The organism is Bradyrhizobium sp. USDA 4502 (genome assembly GCF_054063355.1).
This window is the reverse complement of the sequence record NZ_JBSSGF010000001.1, coordinates 7016453-7036279: the sequence shown is the minus strand read 5'-3', so window position 1 is coordinate 7036279 and position 19827 is coordinate 7016453. Positions and strand designations below refer to the sequence as shown.

Below are 19827 nucleotides of genomic sequence, written 5' to 3'. Positions count from 1 at the left end.
CTGGCTCTCTCCTTGATCCCGCCTGTGTCTTGTCTTCCGACGCGTTTCTTGACGCGAACCGGTATCCACTTCGCCCGAAAACGCTATGCCTACTTGTCCAGCCAGACGTCTTCGTAACGATAGCCGTTATAGGAGCTGTTGGACATGATCGTGACATTCTTCACGTAAGGCTGCCAGCAGGTGCCGGTGCGGGCATGGAAGATGATCGGACGCGCGACGTCTTCCTGCAGCTTCCTGTCGATCTCCCAGACCAGCTTCTTGCGCTTGTCGACGTTGGTCTCTTCCGACTGCTGGTCGAACAGCTTCTCGATCTCCTTGTTGCAATAGTTGGTGTAGTTCCGCTCCGAGCCGCAGGCATAGTTCTCGTAGAACGACTGGTCGGGCTCGTCGACGGCATTGCCGGTGAGGTTGAGGCCGAGCGAATAGTCCTTGCGGGCGATCTTCGGGAACCATTGCGCGGTGTCGACGACGTCGAGCTCGGCGTCGATGTAGATGCTCTTGATCTGGTCGATCAGGATGATCGCGGGATCGCGATAGACCGCGATGTTGCGGGTCGAGACCTTGATCTGCAGGTGCTTGTCCGGGCCATAGCCCGCCTTCTGCATCAGCTTGCGGGCTTCCTCGCGGTTCTTCTCGATGTCGGGACCGTAGCCGGGGATCTGCTCCAGCATCTCCTTCGGCATCGCCCAAAGCCCGTCCGGCGCCGGCTCCATGGTACCGCCGATGTCGCCCTGGCCTTCGAACATGATCTGGATGAACGCCTTGCGGTCGAGCGCCAGCGCCAGCGCGCGGCGGATGTCGAGATTGTCGAACGGCGGCGCGGTCGAATTGATGATGATGTTGGTGGAGACGTTGTTCGGTTCCACCACGCAGACCGCATTGGGCGCCTGCGACTTGACGTCCTTGAGCAGCGGGATCGAGACCTCGGTCGGGAACGTCATGTCGAACTTGCCGGAGACGAAGCCGAGGATCGCGGTCGAGCGGTTCGGGATGATGGTGAACTCGATACCGTCAAGATAAGGCAGGCCCTTCTTGAAGTAATCCGGGTTCTTGGTGAGCTTGATCGATTCGTTGGCCTTGAACTCGACGAACTTGAACGGGCCGGTGCCGACCGGCTTGGTGCGCATCTCGGCCGGCGACACATGGCAGGGATAGACCGGCGAGTAGCCCGAGGCGAGCAGCGACAGCAGCGCCGGCTGCGGCCGCTTCAGCTTGAACGACGCCTCATGGTCGCCGTTGGTCGTGACCTCTTCGACTTGCTCGTACCAGGACTTGCGCGGGTTCTGCCGGAACTTCTGCTGCGACTTGCCCATCAGCATGTCGAAGGTGCATTTGACGTCGGCGGCGGTGAACGGCTTGCCGTCGTGCCATTTCACGTCCTTGCGCAGCTTGAAGGTCAGCGTCTTGTTGTCGCCGCTCCAGGCCCAGCTTTCCGCAAGCTCGGGCCGGATCGTGCTGGTGCTGTTCTGGGCGATGTGCTGATCGAAGATGACGAGATTGTTGAAGATCGGCATGAACGGAACGTTCAGCGAATAGGTCGCGCCCTCGTGGATCGAGGCGCTGCCGGGGCTGTCGCGGTGATAGATCCTGAAGATGCCGCCCGGTTTCGGCTCGGCTGCGCGTGAAACGTCGCTGATGATCAGCACAGACAACACCGCGACGGCCAGCGCTTGCACGCTCCGCATGGTCCCCTCCCACATTTCGGTCTCAATGGCCGATTGGCATCGACGATACCACGGTGAGGCTGTCGGGCAACCGGCGAGGATCGCGCGGGGATTGGCAATTCGGATGACCCCACAACATTAAAATTTCCACGGATCGGGAATAATGGCTGTGATTGCGGGGAACCCGGGTTGTTTTGCTATGCAGCGGCGAAACTCCGTTTGAATTCGGTTGCCGACGCTGACGCGTGCGACGTGAAGCGCGCCGCAATCAGCGACAGTATGTCGCCGATCAAATCGCGATGTAGCCCCGTCATCCTGAGGCGCTCGCGGAGCGAGCCCTCGAAGGATGAACGGCCACCAGCCGGGTCGTCGATCCTTCGAGACGAACGCAAGAGCGCGCGCCTCCAGCGACAAAGGCGAAGCCTTTGCGCGGGGATGACGGTTCACTAGGAACATCACGCTCACTCAGCCGCCCTGCGGCGAGGGCAGGTGCATGTTGGCGACGCCATCGGCCTCGGTCGCCGAGATCGTGGTGCGAATCATCAGGCGGCCCTCATGCGCCGGCCAGGGGCGGCCGCGATGCATGGTGGCCCGGTTGTCCCACATCACGACGTCGCCCTGCTTCCATTGATGCAGATAGCTGACGCCGGGCACGGTCGCGGCTTCGGTCAATTGCTCGATCAGCGCCCTGCCGGCCTCGGCATCCATGCCCTCGACGCCATAGGCATGGGAGGCAAGATACAGCGCGCCGCGGCCGTTGACGGGATTGCGCCAGACCATCCGCCAGCATACCGGCGGCAGCGCGTCGACTTCTTCAGTCGTTGCGAGGCCGGTGGCCACCTTGCTGCGCGAATGCGCGTAGGAGTGCCAGGCGAACGCGTTCTCCAGCCGACTTGCCGCGTCCTTGTCGAGCCGCTCGAAGGCAAGCCGCATCGAGACGAATTCGGTCTCGCCGCCATGTTCAGGAATGATGCGCGCCGACAGGATCGAGGTCAGCGCCGGCACCTGCTTGAAGGAAGAGTCGGTGTGCCAGAGCTGGTTGGCCCTGGCGCGCAGCTGCTGCCGGTGATCGGATGGAACCACCTTGCCGTCGGGCCCGAAGGTCGAGAGGATCACGAAATGCGAACCGGTGCCCATCGAACCGACCTTGGTCACTTCGGGCGGACCGAACCGGCGCGAGAAGGCGAGCTGGATGTCGTCACTGACCTCCTGACCGCGGAACACCAGCACCGAATGTTCCTCGAACGCCGCGCGCACCGCCGCATAGGCGGTATCGCTGGCGGCAACGTCCGACAGCGTGACGCCGCGCAGCTCGGCACCGAAGCCAGGTTTCAGTGGGATCACTTCCATCGCAAGTCCTCCCTTTTCTTTGTTGTTGCGGCGAGGTTAGGGGAAAAGCCCGCCATCGGCAACGCGGCCCCTCAGCCCATTGCGATCAGATTGTGCCGCGTGCGCCGGTCGGCGACCTCGATGCGATGTGTAATGAAGGCGAACAGCGCCCAGCTGGAGTGGAAGGCGATACCGGCCAGAATCACGATGGTTCCTGGAATCGGACCGATCGAAGCGCGGTCCCAGATCGCGCCCATCGTGGTCAGCGGCAGCGGGTGGATCGCCAGCTTGCCGTAATAAGCGATGGCCTGGATCGCGAAGATCCAGCCATAGGTCCGTCGCAGGCGCCGGCCGATCGCTCTGACATAGCTGATGTGATAGCTGGGGCGGCGGTAGTCGTTGGCGAGCAGTTCGGTCCAGGCTGCGTTCGGTGTGGGGCCCTCGCCGCGGATCATCGGCGCGTAGAAATCGGTTTCGAGCAACCGCGCCCGGGCGCGCCAGACGTTGAAATAGCGATAGCGCCGCGCCTCGAATAGCAGGAACACGGTTACCAGCAGTCCGACCAGGACCATCGGCAAGGGCGAAGCCTCTGCGCTGCTATAGGTCGCCGACAGCGCGATCCCGGTCGTGACCACCGCCCAGTTGGTCGAGCTGTCGAGACGGGTGCGCCAGACCGTGCTGCGATAGACCTCGCCACGATAGAGATGGGCGAGTGCACCGATCTCGGCGGCAGTGAATTCGAGCCTTCCGGCCTGCACCGGCTCCGGCTCGCGCGGCTGGGGCGATGGCATGGCGGCCTCCGGCGAAGCTGGCTTACGATCCCGGAGCATAGCGCGAAATCCGCGCGACCGGCGAGTCCGTTGCGTCCGTCGGCTTGGTTGGCAGCATCAGTCTGGATGCCGCACCGCCGCTCACACGATCCGCGAGGTCTTGTTGCCCCAATAGCGGTCACGCAGCAGGCGCTTGTAGAGCTTGCCGGTCGGCAGCCGCGGCAGCTCGGCTTCGAAATCCACCGAGCGCGGCACCTTCTGGCGCGACAGCGCGCCGGCGCAGAACGCGATCAGTTCCTCGGCGAGGTCCGGCCCCGGCGCGATACCGTCGACCGGCTGCACCACCGCCTTCACTTCCTCGCCGAGATCGACATTGGGTACGCCGAACACCGCGGCGTCGGCGACCTTGGGATGGGTGATCAGGAGGTTCTCGCATTCCTGCGGATAGATGTTCACGCCGCCGGAGATGATCATGAAGGTGGCGCGGTCGGTGAGATAGAGGAAGTTGTCGTCGTCGACATAGCCGACGTCGCCGACCGTGCTCATGCTACCGTCGGGCGAGCGCGCCTCGCTGGTCTTGGCGGGGTCGTTGAAATATTCGAATGGCGTGGCGGTCTTGAACCACACGGTGCCCGGCGTTCCCTTGGGGCAGGGCTGCATGTTCTCGTCGAGGATGTGCAGATCGCCGAGCAGGACCCTGCCGACGGTGCCGCGATGCGCGAGCCACTCCTCGCTGTTGCAGGCGGTGAAGCCGAGCCCCTCCGTCGCGCCGTAATATTCGTGGATGATGGGACCCCACCATTTGATCATGTCGTCCTTGACCAGCGCCGGGCAGGGCGCGGCGGCGTGGATCGCGATCTCGAGGGTCGACAGATCGTAGCGGGTGCGAACCTCCTCGGGCAGTTTCAGCAGACGCGAGAACATGGTCGGCACCAGCTGGCTGTGGGTGATGCCCCATTGCTCGACCAGCTGCAGATAGCGCTCCGGGTCGAAGCTCTCCATGATGACGACCGTGCCGCCCATCCGGATGGTGAGATTGACCGCGGCCTGCGGCGCCGAGTGGTAGAGCGGCGCCGGCGAGAGGTAGACCATGCCCTCGCGGTAGTGCCAAAGCTTGGTCAGGAAATCGAACAGCGGCAGGTTCTGCGACGGCGGCTGCTCCGGCAGCGGCCGCACGATGCCCTTGGGCCGGCCGGTCGTGCCGGAGGAATACAGCATCGCGGTGCCGGCAAATTCGTCCGCGATCGGCGTTGACGGCAGGCCTGCGGTGGCCTCTCGCAGTCCGACAATGCGATCGCTCTCGCTTTCGCCGTCGACCACGATGCAGAGCTCGACCCGCAGGCACTCCTTCAGCGCCTCGCGCGCGATGTCGAGCTTCAGCTTCGAGGTGATCAGGATCCGCGACTGGCTGTTGGTCAGGATGTAGGCGAGTTCGCCCGCGGTGAGGTAGGAGTTGACGCAGGTGAAGTAGAGCCCGGCGCGCTCGCCGGCGCCGCAGGCCTCGAGGTAGCGGTTGTTGTTCTCCATGAAGATCGAATAATGATCGAGCCGCCGCAGCCCCTGCTTGCGGAACAGATGCGCGAGCCGGTTGGAGCGCGCCTCGAGTTCACGATAGGTGACGGTCTCGCCGGTCCCGGCCATGATGAAGGCGGGTTGCAGCGGGCGCAGGTAAGCATGCTTGCCGGTGTACATCGAACTCCAGATCCCCCTTGATCGTGCTTGTTCTTGTTTGACGCGTTTTCTTCACGCGAACCGGTACCCACTTCGCTCGAAAGCGCTCTATGCAGCCATCTCCAGAATCTCGCGAACCTGGGATGGATCGTCGATCTTGCGCGGATTGCGCGGCACCCAGGGCGTTCGCATCGCTTGCTTTGCGATGCGGTCGAAATGCTCGGAGCCGACGTGGACCTCCTGCAGGCTGCGCGGCATGCCGAGGTCGCGGATGAAGCGGTCAAGCACGTCGCCGGCGTCCGCGCCCGCATGTCCCATTGCGGCCGCGACCAGCGCCTGCCGGTCGGCATTGTCGCGCTTGTTCCAGCGCATCACCGCGGGCAGCATCACGCACGAGGTATAGCCGTGCGGCACGTCGAATTCGGCGCCGAGCACGTAGCCGATGCCGTGGCTCGCGCCCATCGGCACACCCGAGGCGAGCGGGCCGGTGGAGAGCCAGGTGCCGATCTGGCAATCCATTCGCGCCGAAATATCCTTCGGGTCGGCTTTCACCCGCGGCAGGCCGGCTGCCAGCATCTCGAGTCCCTTCAGCGCCTGCGCGTCGCCGTAAGGATGCGCCTCGCGCGAGCAGATGCCCTCGACGCAATGGTCGACGGCACGGATGCCGGTCGACAGGAACAGCCATTCCGGCGTGTGCACCGACAGTTCCGGATCGAGGATGGTGGCGCGCGGCATCACCAGCGGATGGCGCAACATCTCCTTCTGCCGCTTGGCCTCGTTGGTGACGCCGGCGATCGACGAGAACTCGCCACCGGCGATGGTGGTCGGCACGCTGATCTGGCGCACGGTCGGTGGATTCATCGCGGGCGAGACGCCGCCATGGGTGCGGATCGTCTCGATGCCGTCAGCCGTCGTGACGTTGTTGGCGAGGCAAAGCTGCACCGCCTTGGCGCCGTCGGTGATCGAGCCGCCGCCGATCGTGACGATCAAATCCGCTTTCGCGCTGCGCGCCTGTTGCGCCGCCGCGATCACCGCGGCGCGCGGCGTATGCGCCGGCATCTTGTCGAAGGTGCCGACGCAGCGGGGCCCAAGCGCCGCGCGAACCTTCTCGATCTCGTCGGTCTCGCGGTTCAGCGTGCCCGACACCATCAGAAAGGCGCGCTCGGCGCCAATCCGGTCCAGCTGCTCGACGATGGCCTCACGCGCGGGCCGCCCGAACACGACCTCGTCCATGGCGCCGAATACGACACGGCCTTGATGCACGCGCCTGTCCTCCCTCAACACGGTCTGCCTTGCTGGCGGCCCTTTGCGGCGAGGTTAGCGGAGGAAATCGGGGCCGTCATTAGGGCTCTGGGCCGGTGGCTGGTATGGTCGTGCTGCCTATTCCGCTGTCGTCCCTGCGAAAGCACTAGGGCATTTACACATCTCTTCGAGGCTAGAAAACCGACTCATCATCAAGGGGTTAGCTACTAGGCGAGAGCCGAAATCGGCGGGCGCAACCCTAGTGCAGATGAGTAAGTTCTCTGCGGTTTTCGGCCAACTCTTTGAGAAGACTCCGGAAAGACTGCGGAGGATATGTATATACGCTAGTGCGAAAGCAGGGACCCATACGCCGCGGCGTTCCTTGTTGAAGGGACTCATCATTCCAGCCTCGCTCGCTAATGACCACTCATGGTTATGGGTCCCTGCTTTCGCACTAGTGCATCTACGCGTTTGTCGGGCCATTTGCGAGGATTTGGAAGCGGGCCATTCCGGTGTGGAAGGTGATTGGTCCAGGTTGACGGTGGGAGGCGTAGCCGGTCCATCCGCCGAGTTTTGCGATGATCCATGCCGCCCAAGCAAGAGTGTTGGGGCGATGGTGGTTTTTCTGAAGCTCGGTGCGACCTTTCATGGTTTTGTTGATGGCCCTGAGCGTCTCGATCTCTTCTGCGGTGAAGACAAATTCAGCCGGCAATTCTTCGCCACTGTTGCGGGCCTGAACGAGTTGAATGACGATACATGCCGCTCTGGTGGCGACCGCCACGAGCTTGATCAGGCCTTCGGCGCTCTCGATCTGACTATCCTCGATGCGCAAACCCTGGCTCTTCAGCGAGCGAAAGAGTTGCTCAATGATCCAGCGCTGGCGGTACCAGGAGACGATCTGCCAGGCGTCTTTAACGGTGGCGACCGGATGAGTGGTCAGGAGCAGCCAGCGAATGGGCTCCGCACCTCTCGGCGGATGCAACTCGACCACTTCTACGAAGCTGAGTTTGATGCCCTCCGCCAAGTCGGTGACGCCGGGCCTCTGCGGCCGCTTGAGCACGACGGTTCCGAAGCGCATCGAGAGATGGGCCTGCCGGCCGCGCCGATCCATTCGCTGCGGCAGATCGATCACCGCGTTGTCGCAGAAGCGGCTCCGCTCGACCGCCTGATAAAGTGTGTCGCCATCGACCAGCGCATGGTCGTGCATGGCACGCGACAGAAGATGGACATTCTCAGCTGGCGTCAGCGCCCAGTGAGCAAAGAAATCCCCCTCGCGGTCGTTGACGACGGTGATCATGCGGGCATCTGCCAGGACGTCGCGGCCTTGCTCGGCGGCCGTCACCCAGCGCGCCGACTCCTTGTCGGCCAAGGCGCGCCGCTCATGCGGGATTTTTACCTTGCCTTTGCGCGTCCAAACGTTGCCGCCAGTAAGGCCAAGACAGACCCCGCTGTCGGCATCCACCGCCATCATCGCATGCAACAGCACGCCGCGAGCATTGCCCTTGCCGACTTTGCCCAGCCCGCGCCGCCGTCCCGCCTGGGTCTGGAACTTGACCTCGCTCGTATCCTGGATCGCCAGCACATGACGCCCGCTGACCGCAGTCCGCGTCTGCGCGCTCCAGCCCTCAATCAATTTATCGATCGTGACTTGGGGGTTGTTCACAAACCGCCAGAACGCCATATTGGCAGCCCAATCGCCCCGGGCCATCTGGCGCAAGCAGACGCTGCGCGTGCAAAGCATAGCCCGGAGAAGCGTCGCCCCCTTTTGTCGAGACGAACGTCCCCGAACTCACCCAAAGACAAATCCGGCTGCATCGCTGGCGCTCCTTCGAATCAAAGCGCCAGTGAGAGAATCATACAACATGCTGCAGAGACGCCACTTCTTGCTGCACCGAGTCAATCTGTCGCGCCCCAAAACCGTGTAGACACGCTAGTGCTTTCGCAGGGACGACAGCGAATGTGTGGCAGGCTTGTGAGCCATGCGTCCGCATCCTCGCCGCGCAAAGCGTCCGAGTCTTGCGTTTACTTGCCCCCTGTCGAAGCAGAGGGCGCAGGCAAAGCCGGGTGCCGATCTCGCGCTGCGCTGCCCGTCAGGTCCTTTTTGTCGCGCGAGGCGGCACGCGGCGTGCTACAGCTTCGGGACCAACCAGGGCGTGCACATGACATCCACCGTCGATCTCGCGAAACTGCATATTGACGACTTCACGCCGCATCAGGATGCGGAGTTCGAGATGCAGGCGGAGAGGGATCGCGTCGTGCCGCTGAAGCTCGCCAAGGTCGAGCCCGTGGGCAACAGCGGCCGGCCGGGCGGCGCGTTCTCGCTGCTGTTCACGGCGCCGAAGGCCGCGTGGCTGCCGCAGGCGATCTATCCGGTGCGGCATCCGGCATTGGGCGTGATCGAGATGTTCCTGGTGCCGATCGGTCCGGTCGCGCACGGCAATGGTTATCAGGCGATCTTCACCTGACGCTCTGCCGCCCGCCAGCGCATCAGGTCGTAGACGCCCTTGTCTTCCTCGGTGATGAAGCCGAGCCGCCGGTAGAGCCGCATCGCCGGGTTGAGCTTCTCGACATGGATCGAGACATCCTTGCCGGCGGCCGCCGCCTCGTCCATCGCGTCGCGCAGCAACGCTTCGCCGTAGCCCCTGCCGCGATGCTCCGGTAGGAAGGCGATGTCGATGATGCGGTGCTGGCTCGGCCAGCGTTCGAGATAGAACCGGCCGACGTCTTCACCACCCTGGCGCGCGATCACCAGCCAATCGGCGTTCGGATAGTGCTGCTGGTAGTGCGCGTGCTGGGCGCGGAATTGCTGTTCGAGAAAGGCGGCCTTGTCGGCCTCGCTCCACGGCACCGGCGCAAGTTCTTCGGTGCGCGTCGAGGCATAGAGGCGGCCGAGGAACGGCAGGTCCGCCTCCGACAGGCGGCGAAAGCCGCAACCGACTTCGGCCGCGCGCGCCCAGCCGAAGGTGGGCGTGATGGTGCCTGGCGCGTCGAGAGCCAAAACGAGCTCAGCCTCGCGCCGGGAAGACGCCCTGCAGTGCGATGCAGAAGTTCAGCGTGAGGTAAGGTTGCATGTTGTTGTGCGGAAGGTTGCCGCCCGTCATGCCGATCATGGTGGCGTTCATCTGCGTCAGTGTTGGCGCCGGGCTCCCGGGCAGGTAGGCGAACGCGTTGGCCGATTTGCCGAGGATGCGGGTCGGGCTCGGGACTTGAACGTCGGCCGTGTCCTGCGTACCGACGTTCACGGGGTGGTTGTGCTGCGGTATCTGGTTTTGCAGCAGCGTCACATTGGGGGAGCCGATGGTCTCGCCGAGGTCATACAGCGACAGCCCCGGGCCCTGTCCGGGCGCCAGCGGCGCGTTGCCCTGCATGTTGGGAAGCGCGAAATTCGAGGTGCCGTTGCCGCCATAGGTGACGCCGAGCAGCGAAAACAGCGCCGTGTTCTGCGAGATCGGCAGGATCTGGCCGCTGCAGAAGGCCCAGCCCTTGGGAGCGAAGTTGAACGGAAAGATGCGGATTTCGGCGACGAAGGGGTCGGCCATGGTGTCGCGCTCCTAGCCCTGGCTCGGGAAAATGCCGGACAGCGAAATGATGAAGGTGACGCAAAGCAGCGGCTGCAAATTGCTGTGCGGCAGGTTTCCGCCGGTATTCGTCAGCATTCCGCCTGCCATGGGCCCGTCGGGCGGCTGGCCGTCGATATACATCGCGATTGTGCCGGTCGTCTGATCGAGAATATTTCCCTGCGGGTTCGACGCGGTGCCGGTCTGCTTCGCGGCGATGAAGGCGTGCGAATGCTGCGGGATCGTCTGCGTCGTGAGTGTTACGTTTTCGACGCCGCCAGTCTGCCCCATGGCATAGGTCGTGCCGCTGCTGGCGGTGCCCGTGTGGATTGGCACACGGCCGCGCAGATCGGGGACCGCGAAGGTGGATTGGCCATCGCCGCCATAGGTGGTGCCGATCAGATTGAACAGCGCGTCGTACTGGGAGATCGCCAACAGGCTGCCGTCACAGAAATTCCATCCGACCGGGGCAAAGCTGCCGCCGAACATACGGATTTCGCCTAAATAGGATTCTGACATCGGCGCTTCTCGTCAATTCTGCGAGGGGAAAATGCCCTGGAGGGCAATGCTGAAATTGATCGTCAGGAACGGTTGCATGTTCTGATGGGCCTGGCTGCCGCCGGCATTGCCCACGGTCAATGGATTGAGCGGGGTGATGTCGGTCGTCGACGTGCTGTAGCCGTTGTTGAAGGCACCGAGATAGGCCCCCGAATCGAGCGGCTGGCTACCGTTGCTGTTGGTGGCGTTGGCCAAATGATTGTGCTGCGCCATCTCGTTGATCGTGAGCGTGTGGCTCTCCTCGCCGCCGCGTTGGCCGAGCGTATAGCCGGGGCCCATACTTATCGGCACCCGGCCTCGAAGGTCGGGCAGGCCAAAAGTGACGCGCCCGTCCCCGCCGTAGGTCGTACCTAGCAACGAGAACAGTGCCTGATTCTGAGCGATGGGAAGCAGTTGGCCGTTGCAAAATGCCCAACCCTTGGGCGCAAAGCCGAACGACATCATGCGGACTTCGGAAAGAAACGGATCGGCCATCGGTCCTCCGCGAATACGTCGTACGATTTGTGAAAAATTCGAAGCAATGATGCTGCGTGTGCAACGTCTGCACGATAGCGTGTTTTGCGGCTAGTGCAACCTCAACGATTGTCTGGTTTCCGCGATTTTTTCGATTCCGCGGCCGCGCGAGCCATTCGCAGTTCGCGACGAGACGGTATCGCTGCTGACGGGACCGTTGTCACGAATCGGACATGTCCAAGCGGACATCATGAGGCGATTGAAGTTTGCCGGGTCGACGGAAGCGCGGATCCCATCCATCTGAGGCAACGCCTGCCGGGACGCTTCGGCAGGCGTTGTGTAGTCGATACGGTGCCCGGTCAGACGATCAGGTCATGGTGCAACTGGGCGTGGTTGTCGGTTTGCGTGCCGCCCATGGCGGCGAACGTCGCCTCATGGCCGACCCACCATGGGGTGCCGGCATTGGCGTGCCCGCTGAACAGATCGGACCAGGTCTGGGTGTTCGCGGCCGGGTCCGCGTGGCTCGTGCTGGCCTGCGACGGCGTCTGGGTGAACGACGAGAAGTCGAAGCCGTCGCGGTTCAGAGTCGAGGATGTGCTGCTCTGCATGGGCATCGCCTTCGCCGATCCCACGTTGGCCTGCGTGACATCCGCGGCGGTTGGGAGCCGCCGCTCGCCGTCGGTGAGACTGATATACATCAGGTCGTTGGCATCGGATGACGACGTCAGGTCGGGGAGGCCGAGCACGTGTCCCAACTCATGGACCACGGCGGTCAATAGATCGAGATGACCGGCTGCGGCCGTCGACGAATCGGTCTGCAGATCGGAGCCGGAAGCATTGAGCGCGTGGGGGAACTCAAAATTGTCAAACGGTGTCGAATCGACGAACCAGCCATGGCCGGCGGCATCGGCATCGATCGTAATGTGGCCGGCGCTTTCCAGGCCGACCACCTGGCCGGCGAGATCAGCGACGCTGAAGGTGACGGCATGCAGCGCGGCCAGTTGATCCGCGTCCACGCCAGCCTTTGCCCATTGGGTAATGGCCGCCGAGACGACCGAGTCGAGCTGGCTTTGCGTCAGGTGGGTTTCACCCGGGGTCGCGACGGCGGCCTGCACGCCGCCATCCGCGGCGAGCAGCGGCGACGAGCCGAAGCCATTGGTGCTGCCCGCCGTGACGCTGATGGTCGGCGCCGTGGTGACCGTATTGTGCGCCAGGACGTAGCTCGAGATTGCGGCGGTATCGGTCGCGCCGCCGCCATAGGACGAGCCGTCGCCCGCGTGCAGGCCGACGGTGGTGGCAAACCGATCGCGCAGCCGGATGTCGGTGCCGGTCGCGCCCGAACCGAGGAACTGATTTTCCTGGGCGCCGGTGCCGCCCAGCGTCAGCGAGACGCTCTGCGCATCGCCCGCGACCGTGCCGGCATTAAGTTCGAAGCCATGAGCGCCGAACGCACCCGGGTTGGACACCGTGTTGCCCATGACGATCGCGGTCAATAGGGCGTTGCCGCCGTTCGCAGCGTCACCGGTCTGCAGTTCGATTCCGTCGTTGTTGTACTGATACAGATGATTGTTGGTGATCGTGACGCTGGAATTGGCCCCGCCCATCGTGACGAAGCCGATGTCACTGCCCTGGGCGGAGCCGCTGTTGGCGACGCCGGCGACGCCGATCGTGTTGGAATCGATCGTGCCGTTGAACGAGCTTGCTCCTGATCCCGTGCTGATGCCGAGCGCGGTGCCGAGGGCATCACGCATGGTATTGTTGGCGATGTTGAAGGTCAGGTTGGCGTGGTCGCCGGTCCCGCCGGAGCTGATGGTGATGCCGCCGCCGCCCGAGACGATATTCTGGTTGTTGTTCGAGAAACTGTTTCCGTTCAGCACGAGGTCCGAGTTGACGCCGCCGTGCAGATCGAGCTGGAACAGGTCGCCGCGCGCCGACGTGAATGTCGAATTCTGGACGGTCGCGTTGAATGTTCCGTCGGTGGCCTGGAACACCAGGGCATCGCCCGAGCTGTTTCCGGCCGCCGAATTGGTCGCGAAGGTCGAGCCGGTAATGGTGATGCGGTTGAGTGTCTGACCGCTGTTGTTGAAGACGTGGAACGCATCGAGCGCTGCGCCCGTGAAGGTCGAATTCGTTACCGACGCCGTGCCGGACAGGCCGGTGAAGTAGACGTCGCCCTCGCCGATGCCGCCGACGTTGGTGCCGTTGGTGCCGGTCACCGTGGTGTTGCCGAGGGTAAAGCCGGTGACGCTGGTGCCGACGATGCCGTAGTTCTGGAAGTCGTGCATCGCCAGATAGGACAGCTGAACGTCCTTGGTGTTGTTCAGGTAGACGCCGCTGCCCTGCGTGGTGCTGCCGTCGGCGCCGGTCTTGTTGGCGATGGTGCCGCCGCTGCCCACCGTCGAACCGTCGCCGGTGATGTGCAGGCCGCCATTGCCGGCGGCCGTGCCGGTATTCGACAGGATGATGCCGTTGTTGGACCCGCCGCTCGAGGTGATGCTCTTGAGGATGAGGTTGGACGAGCCGATCTGGGTGTTCTCGACATCGAGCGCGGTGCCGGTGCCCGACGTGATGGAGTTGTTGGTGCCGGTCAGCGTGATGGTGCCGCCATGGGTGAAGCTCATGCCGGTGCCGCTGGCAGTCTTGACCGTGATGTCGGACATCGTGACGGTGCCGACATTGTTGTTGTCGTCGCTGATGCCCATGCCGGTCGAGGCCGAGGTATCGATGCTGACGCCGCTGATGCTGTGGCCCGAGGTGCCGAGCAGGTCGATGCCGTTGTCGGCGCCGGTCACCTTGATCACCGGATCGGTGCCGGTCGCAGTGTTGGCGGTCACCACGGCGCCGGTCACCGGATTGGTGAACGTCAGGGAGTGACTGCCGCCGACCAGGTTGACGCCATTGGCGAGGTTGATGCCGTTGGCCTCGGTATAGGTGCCGGACCTCAGCACGACATAGTCGCCAGAGCCGGCCGGATTCGCCGCGTTGTAGGCGGCGATCGAGGTGTATGGATCGGCCGCGGTGCCGAGATTGGCGCTGTTGGCCAGCGCCGTGGGCGAGTTGTCGATATAGAACACCTGCGGGACCACGCCGACGTGGAAGGTCTGGGCGCCCGACGTGAGCGGCCCGCCGGTGCCGGTGTTGCCGTTGTCGTTGATGTTCAGCGTGACGGTATCCGAGCCGGTGAAGCCGTCGTCGCTGTTGTATGTCAAGGTCGCCAGCGCGGTGTTGACCTGTGCGACGGTGCCGGTCAGCGTCACCGTGTGGCTGCTGTTGTTGGTGGAGCTGGCGAGCCCGGCGGTATTGAAGGTCAGGTTCGCATGGCTTGAGGCAATCGTCGCCGTGACGTTGCCGCTGGCGGCATCGATGTCGGCGACCGAAAGTCCTGAAATCGCGAAGTCGGTGTGCGAGAATGCCGTGCCGATCGAATTGTCCGCCGGCACCGACGCGGTGGGTCCGTCGTCCACCGCGGTGACGCTTCCCGTCGTCGATCCCGTCCCGGTGTTGCTGCCGCCATTCGCGGTACCGCCGTCATCGTGCACGGTCAGGCTGTAGGAGCGCGCGGTGGTGTCGGGGTTTTCGCTGGTGTTGTTGAACTGGATCAGGTCCAGCGCCGCATTGTAGTGCGCAAGCGTGTCGGTACCGGTGAAGCTGATCGTTTCGGTACCGGCGGTGCTGGTGATCTCGAAGTGGATGCCGCCGATATCGCCGCTGTTGCCGGCGTGGCCTGCGATCGACAGCGCATCCGACGGCTTCAGATTGTTCAGAACGAAGGTCGCATCGGTCAGGTTATTGCCTTCGGCGTCCGTGATCGTCAGGTTCGGCGTGATCGTGACCGGCGTCGAGTTCGCTGCCGGCGTGCCGTTCGGCGGCTCGGAGAAGCCGGTGATGGCACCGAAGCTCACGACCGGCGCATCGTTGACCGGCGTGACGTGGATGGTCGAGGTCGAGGTGTTGCTGCTGTCGGTGCCGTCGTTGACCGTAAAGCTGACGGTGCGATCCGCCCCGGATGGGTTGTCGCTCGAGTTGAAATAGGTGATGGAATCGAGCGCGGCCTTGTAGTTGGCGACGCTGGCGGAGCCGGTCAGCGTCAGCACGCCGGTCCCGGAATTGTACGAGCCGGTGATGCCGCTCTGGTTGACGAAGCCCAGCACGTCCTGGCCGGCGGCGAAGCCGCCGGTGATCTGCACCGTCGCGCCGGTCAGATTGGCGCTGTCGACGTCGGTCACGTTGACCGACGCATCGATCACGGTCGCGGCCTGGTTTTCGGTGTAGTTCAGCGTGCCGCCGGCGGTCGTGACCGGCGGATCGTTGACCGGCGTGACGTTGATGGTGCCGGTAACCGGCGTGGAGGTCGCCGTGCCGTCGTTTGCGATGATCGTGACGGTGCGCGCCAGGCCCGACGGGTTGTCGCTGGTGTTCTGATAGGTCACCGAGGCGAGCGCCGCCTGATAATCGGCGACGCTGGCGGTGCCTGTCAGCGTCAGCATGCCGGTTCCCGCATTGAACGAGCCGGTGATGCCGTTCTGGGACGTAAAGGCGAGGACGTCCTGACCGTTGGCGTAGTTGCCGGTGATCTGCACCGTCGCGCCGGTCAGCGTAGTGTTGTCGACGTCGGACACGATGATCGCCGGGTCGAACGCGGTCGCGGCCTGGTTCTCGGTGTAATTGAGGGTGTGACCGGCGGTGACGACGGGCGGGTCGTTGACCGGGGTGACGTTGATGGTGTCGGTGACCGGCGAGCTGTCGAGCGTGCCGTCATTGGTCGTGATGGTGACGGTGCGCGCCAGCCCGGACGGATTGTCGCTGCTGTTGATGTAAGTCACCGACGCCAGCGCGGCCTGGTAGTTCGCGACGCTGGAGGAGCCGGTCAGCGTCAGCGTTCCGGTCGCGGCATTGAACGAGCCTGTGATGCCGTTCTGGTTGGTGAAGCCGAGGACATCCTGGCCGCTGGCATAGTTGCCGGTGATCTGCACCGTCGCGGACACCAGATTGGCGTCATCGCCGTCGGTGACGGTGATCGCCGAATCGATCACGGTCGCGGCCTGGTTCTCGGTGTAGTTCAGCGTGTGGCCGGCGGTGACGACCGGCGCCTGGTCGACCACGACGGCGATGGTGAAGGTCTGCTGGCTGTGCAGCGTACCGTCGCTCGCATCGACCGTGACGTCATAGGACGGGTCGGCAATGTTGATCTTGCTGGGATCGGCGACCGTGATCTTGCCGGTGGTCGCATCGATGGTGAAGCCGCCGCCGGAAGTGTCGCCGACCAGCGAATAGGTCACGGCGGGGCCGTTGACGTCCGTCGAGGATGCCGTGACGCTGGTTCCCGCGCCGACCGGTGCGTTGACCGCAACGCGGTTGGCGCCGGCGTCGGCATCGACCGGGGTCGACGGCGCGACGTCGGTGACGGCGATGGTGAAGGTCTGCGAGCTCGTGAGCAAACCGTCGCTGGCCTGCGCGGTGACGGTGTAGGCGTGCCCGGCCGGGCTTTCGTAATCGATCTTGGAGCTGTCCGCGACGGTGATGACGCCCGTCGTCGCGTTGATGGTGAAGCCGCCGCCGGAGGTGTCGCCGATCAGCGACCAGGTCACGGCCGGGCCGTTGACGTCGGTTGCCGCCGCGGTGATGCCGACGGTCGAGCCGTTGGCAGCGCCTTCGGCGATCGTGTTGGTGCCGGCGTCGGCATCGACCGGGGTCGACGGTGCGGCGTCGTTGACGGCGATGGTGAAGCTCTGCGAGCTCGCCAGCGTGCCGTCGCTGGCCTGCGCGGTCACCGTATAAGAATGGGTCGGGCCGCTGCCCTCATAATCGATCTTGGTCGGGTCGGCGACGGTGATGACGCCAGTCGTCGGGTCGATGGTGAAGCCGCCGCCGGAGGTGTCGCCGATCAGCGACCAGGTCACGGCCGGGCCGTTGACGTCGGTCGCATGCGCGGTGATGCCGACCGCAGTGCCGGCGGCCGCGCCTTCGACAACGCTGTTGGCGGCGGCGTCGCCGTCGACCGGCGTCGATGGCGCAACATCCGCGATGTTGATGGTGAAGGTCTGCGAACTCGCCAGCGTGCCGTCGCTGGCTTGCGTGGTGACGGTGTAGCTGCCGCCCGAGCTTTCGAAATCGAGCTTGCTCGAATCGGCGACCGTAACGACGCCGGTTGCGGCATTGATGGTGAAGCCGCCGCCGGAGCTGTCGCCGATCAGCGAATAGGTCACGGCCGGACCGTTGATGTCGGTCGCCGACGCGGTGATACCGACGGTCGAGCCGTTGGCTGCGCCTTCAATGACGGTGTTGGCGCCGGCGTCGGAGTCGACCGGGGTCGACGGCGCGACGTCGGTGACGGCGATCGTAAAGGTTTGCGAGCTCGCCGTCGTGCCGTCGCTGGCCTGCGCGGTGACGGTGTAGGAATGGGTCGGACCGCTGCTCTCGTAATCGACCTTGGTGCTATCCGCGACGGTGATGACGCCGGTTGTCGCGTCGATGGTGAAGCCGCCGCCGGAGGTGTCGCCGATCAGCGCATAGGTCACCGGCGGGCCGTTGACGTCGATCGACGACGCCGTGACACCGACGGTCGAGCCGTTGGCGGCGCCTTCGGCGATCGCATTGGCGCTGGCGTCGCTGTCGACCGGGGTCGAGGGCGGGGCTTCGGTGACGGCGATGGTGAAGGTCTGCGAGGTCGCAAGGGTGCCGTCGCTGGCCTGCGCGGTGACGGTATAGGCGTGGCCGGGCGCGCTTTCGTAATCGAGCTTGCTCGGGTCGGCGACGGTGATGACGCCTGTTGTCGCGTTGATGGTGAAGCCGCCGCCGGAGCTGTCGCCGGTCAGCGAATAGGTTACCGCCGGGCCGTTGATGTCGGTCGAGGATGCGGTGACGCCGACCGTGGTGCCGACGGCCGCGCCTTCGACGACGGTATTCGCGGCAGCATTGCTGTCGACCGGGGCCGACGGCGCAACGTCGGTGACGTTGACGGTAAAGGTCTGCGTGCTGGTCTGCGTGCCGTCGCTGGCCTGCGCGGTGATCGTGTAGGCGTGGCCGGGCGCGGTTTCGAAATCGACCTTGGTGGGATCGGCGACGGTGACGACGCCGGTCGCGGCGTTGATGGTGAGGCCGTGGGCATCACCGACCAGCGAATAGGTCACGGTGCCGCCATTGATGTCGGTGGCGTGCGCGGTGATGCCGACGGCGGTGCCGATGGCGGCGCCTTCGACCACTGTGTTGGTCGCGGCGTCAGAGTCGGTGGGAGCCGACGGCGGGGCGTCGGTCACGCCGATCGTGAAGGTTTGCGTCGTCGTGGTCGCGCCGCTCGTCGCCTGCACCGTGATGGTGTAGGCGTGGCCCGGCGCGCTCTCGTAATCGAGCTTGTTCGGATCGGCGACGGTGACGACACCCGTCGTGGCATTGATGGTGAAGCCGCCGCCGGAGGTGTCGCCGGTCAGCGAATAGGTGGTTGCGGGGCCGTTCGGATCGACCGCGGAGGCGGTGATGCCGACCAGCGTGTTGACGGCTGCGCCTTCGACGACGCTGTTGGCGGCGGCATTGACGTCGACCGGGGTGCTGACCGCCACGTCGTTGACGTTGATCGTGAAGCTCTGCGAGCTGACGCCGCCATGGCCGTCGCTGGCCTGGACCGTGATGGTGTAGGCGTGGCCCGGCGCGGTCTCGAAGTCGATCTTGGCGGAATTGGCGACGGTGACGATGCCGGTGGTGGGATCGATCTTGAAGCCGCCATTGGAGGAATCCGATGTCAGCGAGTAGGTGACGCCGGGGCCGTTGACGTCGGCCGACGACGCGGTGATGCCGACCGAGGTGTTGACCGCGGCGCCCTCGTTGACGGCGTTGGCGGTGGCGTTGCCGTCGGTCGGTGTCGAGGGCGGCGCATTGCTGACCGCGATCGTGAAGCTCTGCGACGAGACGAAGATACCGTCGGTCGCCTGCACATTGACAACGTAGCTGCCGCCGGAGCTCTCGAAATCGACCTTGGAGGGATCGGCAATCGACACGACGCCGGTATTCGGATCGACCTTGAAGCCGCCATGCGAGGAATCGGACGCCAGCGAATAGGTGACCGGAAGACCGATCAGGCTGGTGGATTGCGCGGTGATGCCGACCGATGTACTGGCTGCGGCGCCCTCAACGACCGTGTTGGCGCCGGAATTGGCGTCGGTCGGAGGCGATAGGAAGCCGGGCACCGGCGGCCACGGCGTGCCGGGAGGACAGCCCAGGTAAAGATATTGCAGACCATACGTATTGACGAACGCCTGCGCGGCCGGATCCAGAATGATATTGCCGCTCGGATCGAGATGAAGCTCGGGGCGGGTTAAACCACCGATTGTATAGGCAGGTATGGTCGTCATGAGCACTCCCGCGATCGGCGTGAAAGCCGATCAACTAACTACAATTTTTGGGGACGACGAGGTGTGAAGCAGTTCACACGTTGAGGTTGATCACTTGCGATCCGAGATCGCACCGGTCCGCTCGCAATATGCGGACACCGCGACGGTTGCGGAGTCCCGACATCAGCAAGTTCAAATGCGCTTGCCATTACGTAATCGCTTCCACTCACTCACGCCGCGAGAAAAGCCCAATGAATGT

12 protein-coding genes are annotated in these 19827 nt (G+C 64.2%); 1 reads left to right on the top strand and 11 read right to left on the bottom strand.

The window, feature by feature from the left end:
• Positions 1 to 89: 89 nt before the first annotated feature.
• The 6 genes from ACVW1B_RS32835 to ACVW1B_RS32810 all read right to left on the bottom strand — a co-directional run bounded on the left by ACVW1B_RS32835 (position 90) and on the right by ACVW1B_RS32810 (position 8384).
• Positions 90 to 1685, bottom strand: a complete 1596-nt coding sequence (locus ACVW1B_RS32835; protein ID WP_253606167.1) for an ABC transporter substrate-binding protein — start codon at positions 1683 to 1685, stop codon at positions 90 to 92.
• A 444-nt stretch (positions 1686 to 2129) separates the two neighbouring features.
• On the bottom strand, positions 2130 to 3014 hold the full coding sequence (locus tag ACVW1B_RS32830; protein ID WP_253606169.1) for a TauD/TfdA dioxygenase family protein: 885 nt from the start codon (positions 3012 to 3014) through the stop codon (positions 2130 to 2132).
• Between the two features lie 71 nt (positions 3015 to 3085).
• The gene (locus tag ACVW1B_RS32825; RefSeq protein ID WP_375166721.1) at positions 3086 to 3784 is read right to left on the bottom strand and encodes a DUF2270 domain-containing protein; all 699 of its coding nucleotides are present in this window, start codon (positions 3782 to 3784) and stop codon (positions 3086 to 3088) included.
• A 120-nt stretch (positions 3785 to 3904) separates the two neighbouring features.
• The gene (locus tag ACVW1B_RS32820; RefSeq protein ID WP_253606171.1) at positions 3905 to 5455 is read right to left on the bottom strand and encodes an AMP-binding protein; all 1551 of its coding nucleotides are present in this window, start codon (positions 5453 to 5455) and stop codon (positions 3905 to 3907) included.
• 87 nt (positions 5456 to 5542) lie between these two features.
• On the bottom strand, positions 5543 to 6697 hold the full coding sequence (locus tag ACVW1B_RS32815; protein WP_253606173.1) for an iron-containing alcohol dehydrogenase: 1155 nt from the start codon (positions 6695 to 6697) through the stop codon (positions 5543 to 5545).
• 442 nt (positions 6698 to 7139) lie between these two features.
• Positions 7140 to 8384 (bottom strand): IS4 family transposase, encoded by a 1245-nt coding sequence (locus ACVW1B_RS32810; RefSeq protein ID WP_253609857.1) that lies wholly within the window; start codon positions 8382 to 8384, stop codon positions 7140 to 7142.
• 451 nt (positions 8385 to 8835) lie between these two features.
• On the opposite strand from ACVW1B_RS32810, the gene ACVW1B_RS32805 reads away from it, so the two are divergent.
• Complete coding sequence (locus tag ACVW1B_RS32805; RefSeq protein ID WP_253606175.1) at positions 8836 to 9141, top strand: DUF6916 family protein; 306 nt, start codon at positions 8836 to 8838, stop codon at positions 9139 to 9141.
• Here the strand turns inward: ACVW1B_RS32805 and ACVW1B_RS32800 are convergent.
• The 5 genes from ACVW1B_RS32800 to ACVW1B_RS32780 form a co-directional block, all read right to left on the bottom strand.
• Positions 9123 to 9674 (bottom strand): GNAT family N-acetyltransferase, encoded by a 552-nt coding sequence (locus ACVW1B_RS32800; RefSeq protein WP_253606177.1) that lies wholly within the window; start codon positions 9672 to 9674, stop codon positions 9123 to 9125. The genes ACVW1B_RS32805 and ACVW1B_RS32800 overlap by 19 nt on opposite strands.
• A gap of 7 nt (positions 9675 to 9681) precedes the next feature.
• Positions 9682 to 10215 (bottom strand): phage tail protein, encoded by a 534-nt coding sequence (locus ACVW1B_RS32795; protein ID WP_253606179.1) that lies wholly within the window; start codon positions 10213 to 10215, stop codon positions 9682 to 9684.
• 12 nt (positions 10216 to 10227) lie between these two features.
• A complete protein-coding gene (locus ACVW1B_RS32790; RefSeq protein WP_253588614.1) occupies positions 10228 to 10722 on the bottom strand; it encodes a phage tail protein in 495 nt (164 codons plus the stop codon).
• A 42-nt stretch (positions 10723 to 10764) separates the two neighbouring features.
• Positions 10765 to 11265, bottom strand: coding sequence for a phage tail protein (locus ACVW1B_RS32785; protein WP_225162022.1), 501 nt, complete (start codon positions 11263 to 11265; stop codon positions 10765 to 10767).
• 338 nt (positions 11266 to 11603) lie between these two features.
• On the bottom strand, positions 11604 to 19589 hold the full coding sequence (locus ACVW1B_RS32780) for a cadherin domain-containing protein (protein WP_310881124.1): 7986 nt from the start codon (positions 19587 to 19589) through the stop codon (positions 11604 to 11606).
• Positions 19590 to 19827 lie beyond the last annotated feature (238 nt).

Bases quoted from the DNA above. Each gene is read 5' to 3' on its own strand.
- ACVW1B_RS32835 (WP_253606167.1), bottom strand. From the start codon at position 1,685: ATGCGGAGCGTGCAAGCGCTGGCCGTCGCGGTGTTGTCTGTGCTGATC.
- ACVW1B_RS32830 (WP_253606169.1), bottom strand. From the start codon at position 3,014: ATGGAAGTGATCCCACTGAAACCTGGCTTCGGTGCCGAGCTGCGCGGC.
- ACVW1B_RS32825 (WP_375166721.1), bottom strand. From the start codon at position 3,784: ATGCCATCGCCCCAGCCGCGCGAGCCGGAGCCGGTGCAGGCCGGAAGG.
- ACVW1B_RS32820 (WP_253606171.1), bottom strand. From the start codon at position 5,455: ATGTACACCGGCAAGCATGCTTACCTGCGCCCGCTGCAACCCGCCTTC.
- ACVW1B_RS32810 (WP_253609857.1), bottom strand. From the start codon at position 8,384: ATGGCCCGGGGCGATTGGGCTGCCAATATGGCGTTCTGGCGGTTTGTG.
- ACVW1B_RS32805 (WP_253606175.1), top strand. From the start codon at position 8,836: ATGACATCCACCGTCGATCTCGCGAAACTGCATATTGACGACTTCACG.
- ACVW1B_RS32795 (WP_253606179.1), bottom strand. From the start codon at position 10,215: ATGGCCGACCCCTTCGTCGCCGAAATCCGCATCTTTCCGTTCAACTTC.
- ACVW1B_RS32790 (WP_253588614.1), bottom strand. From the start codon at position 10,722: ATGTTCGGCGGCAGCTTTGCCCCGGTCGGATGGAATTTCTGTGACGGC.
- ACVW1B_RS32785 (WP_225162022.1), bottom strand. From the start codon at position 11,265: ATGGCCGATCCGTTTCTTTCCGAAGTCCGCATGATGTCGTTCGGCTTT.
- ACVW1B_RS32780 (WP_310881124.1), bottom strand. From the start codon at position 19,589: ATGACGACCATACCTGCCTATACAATCGGTGGTTTAACCCGCCCCGAG.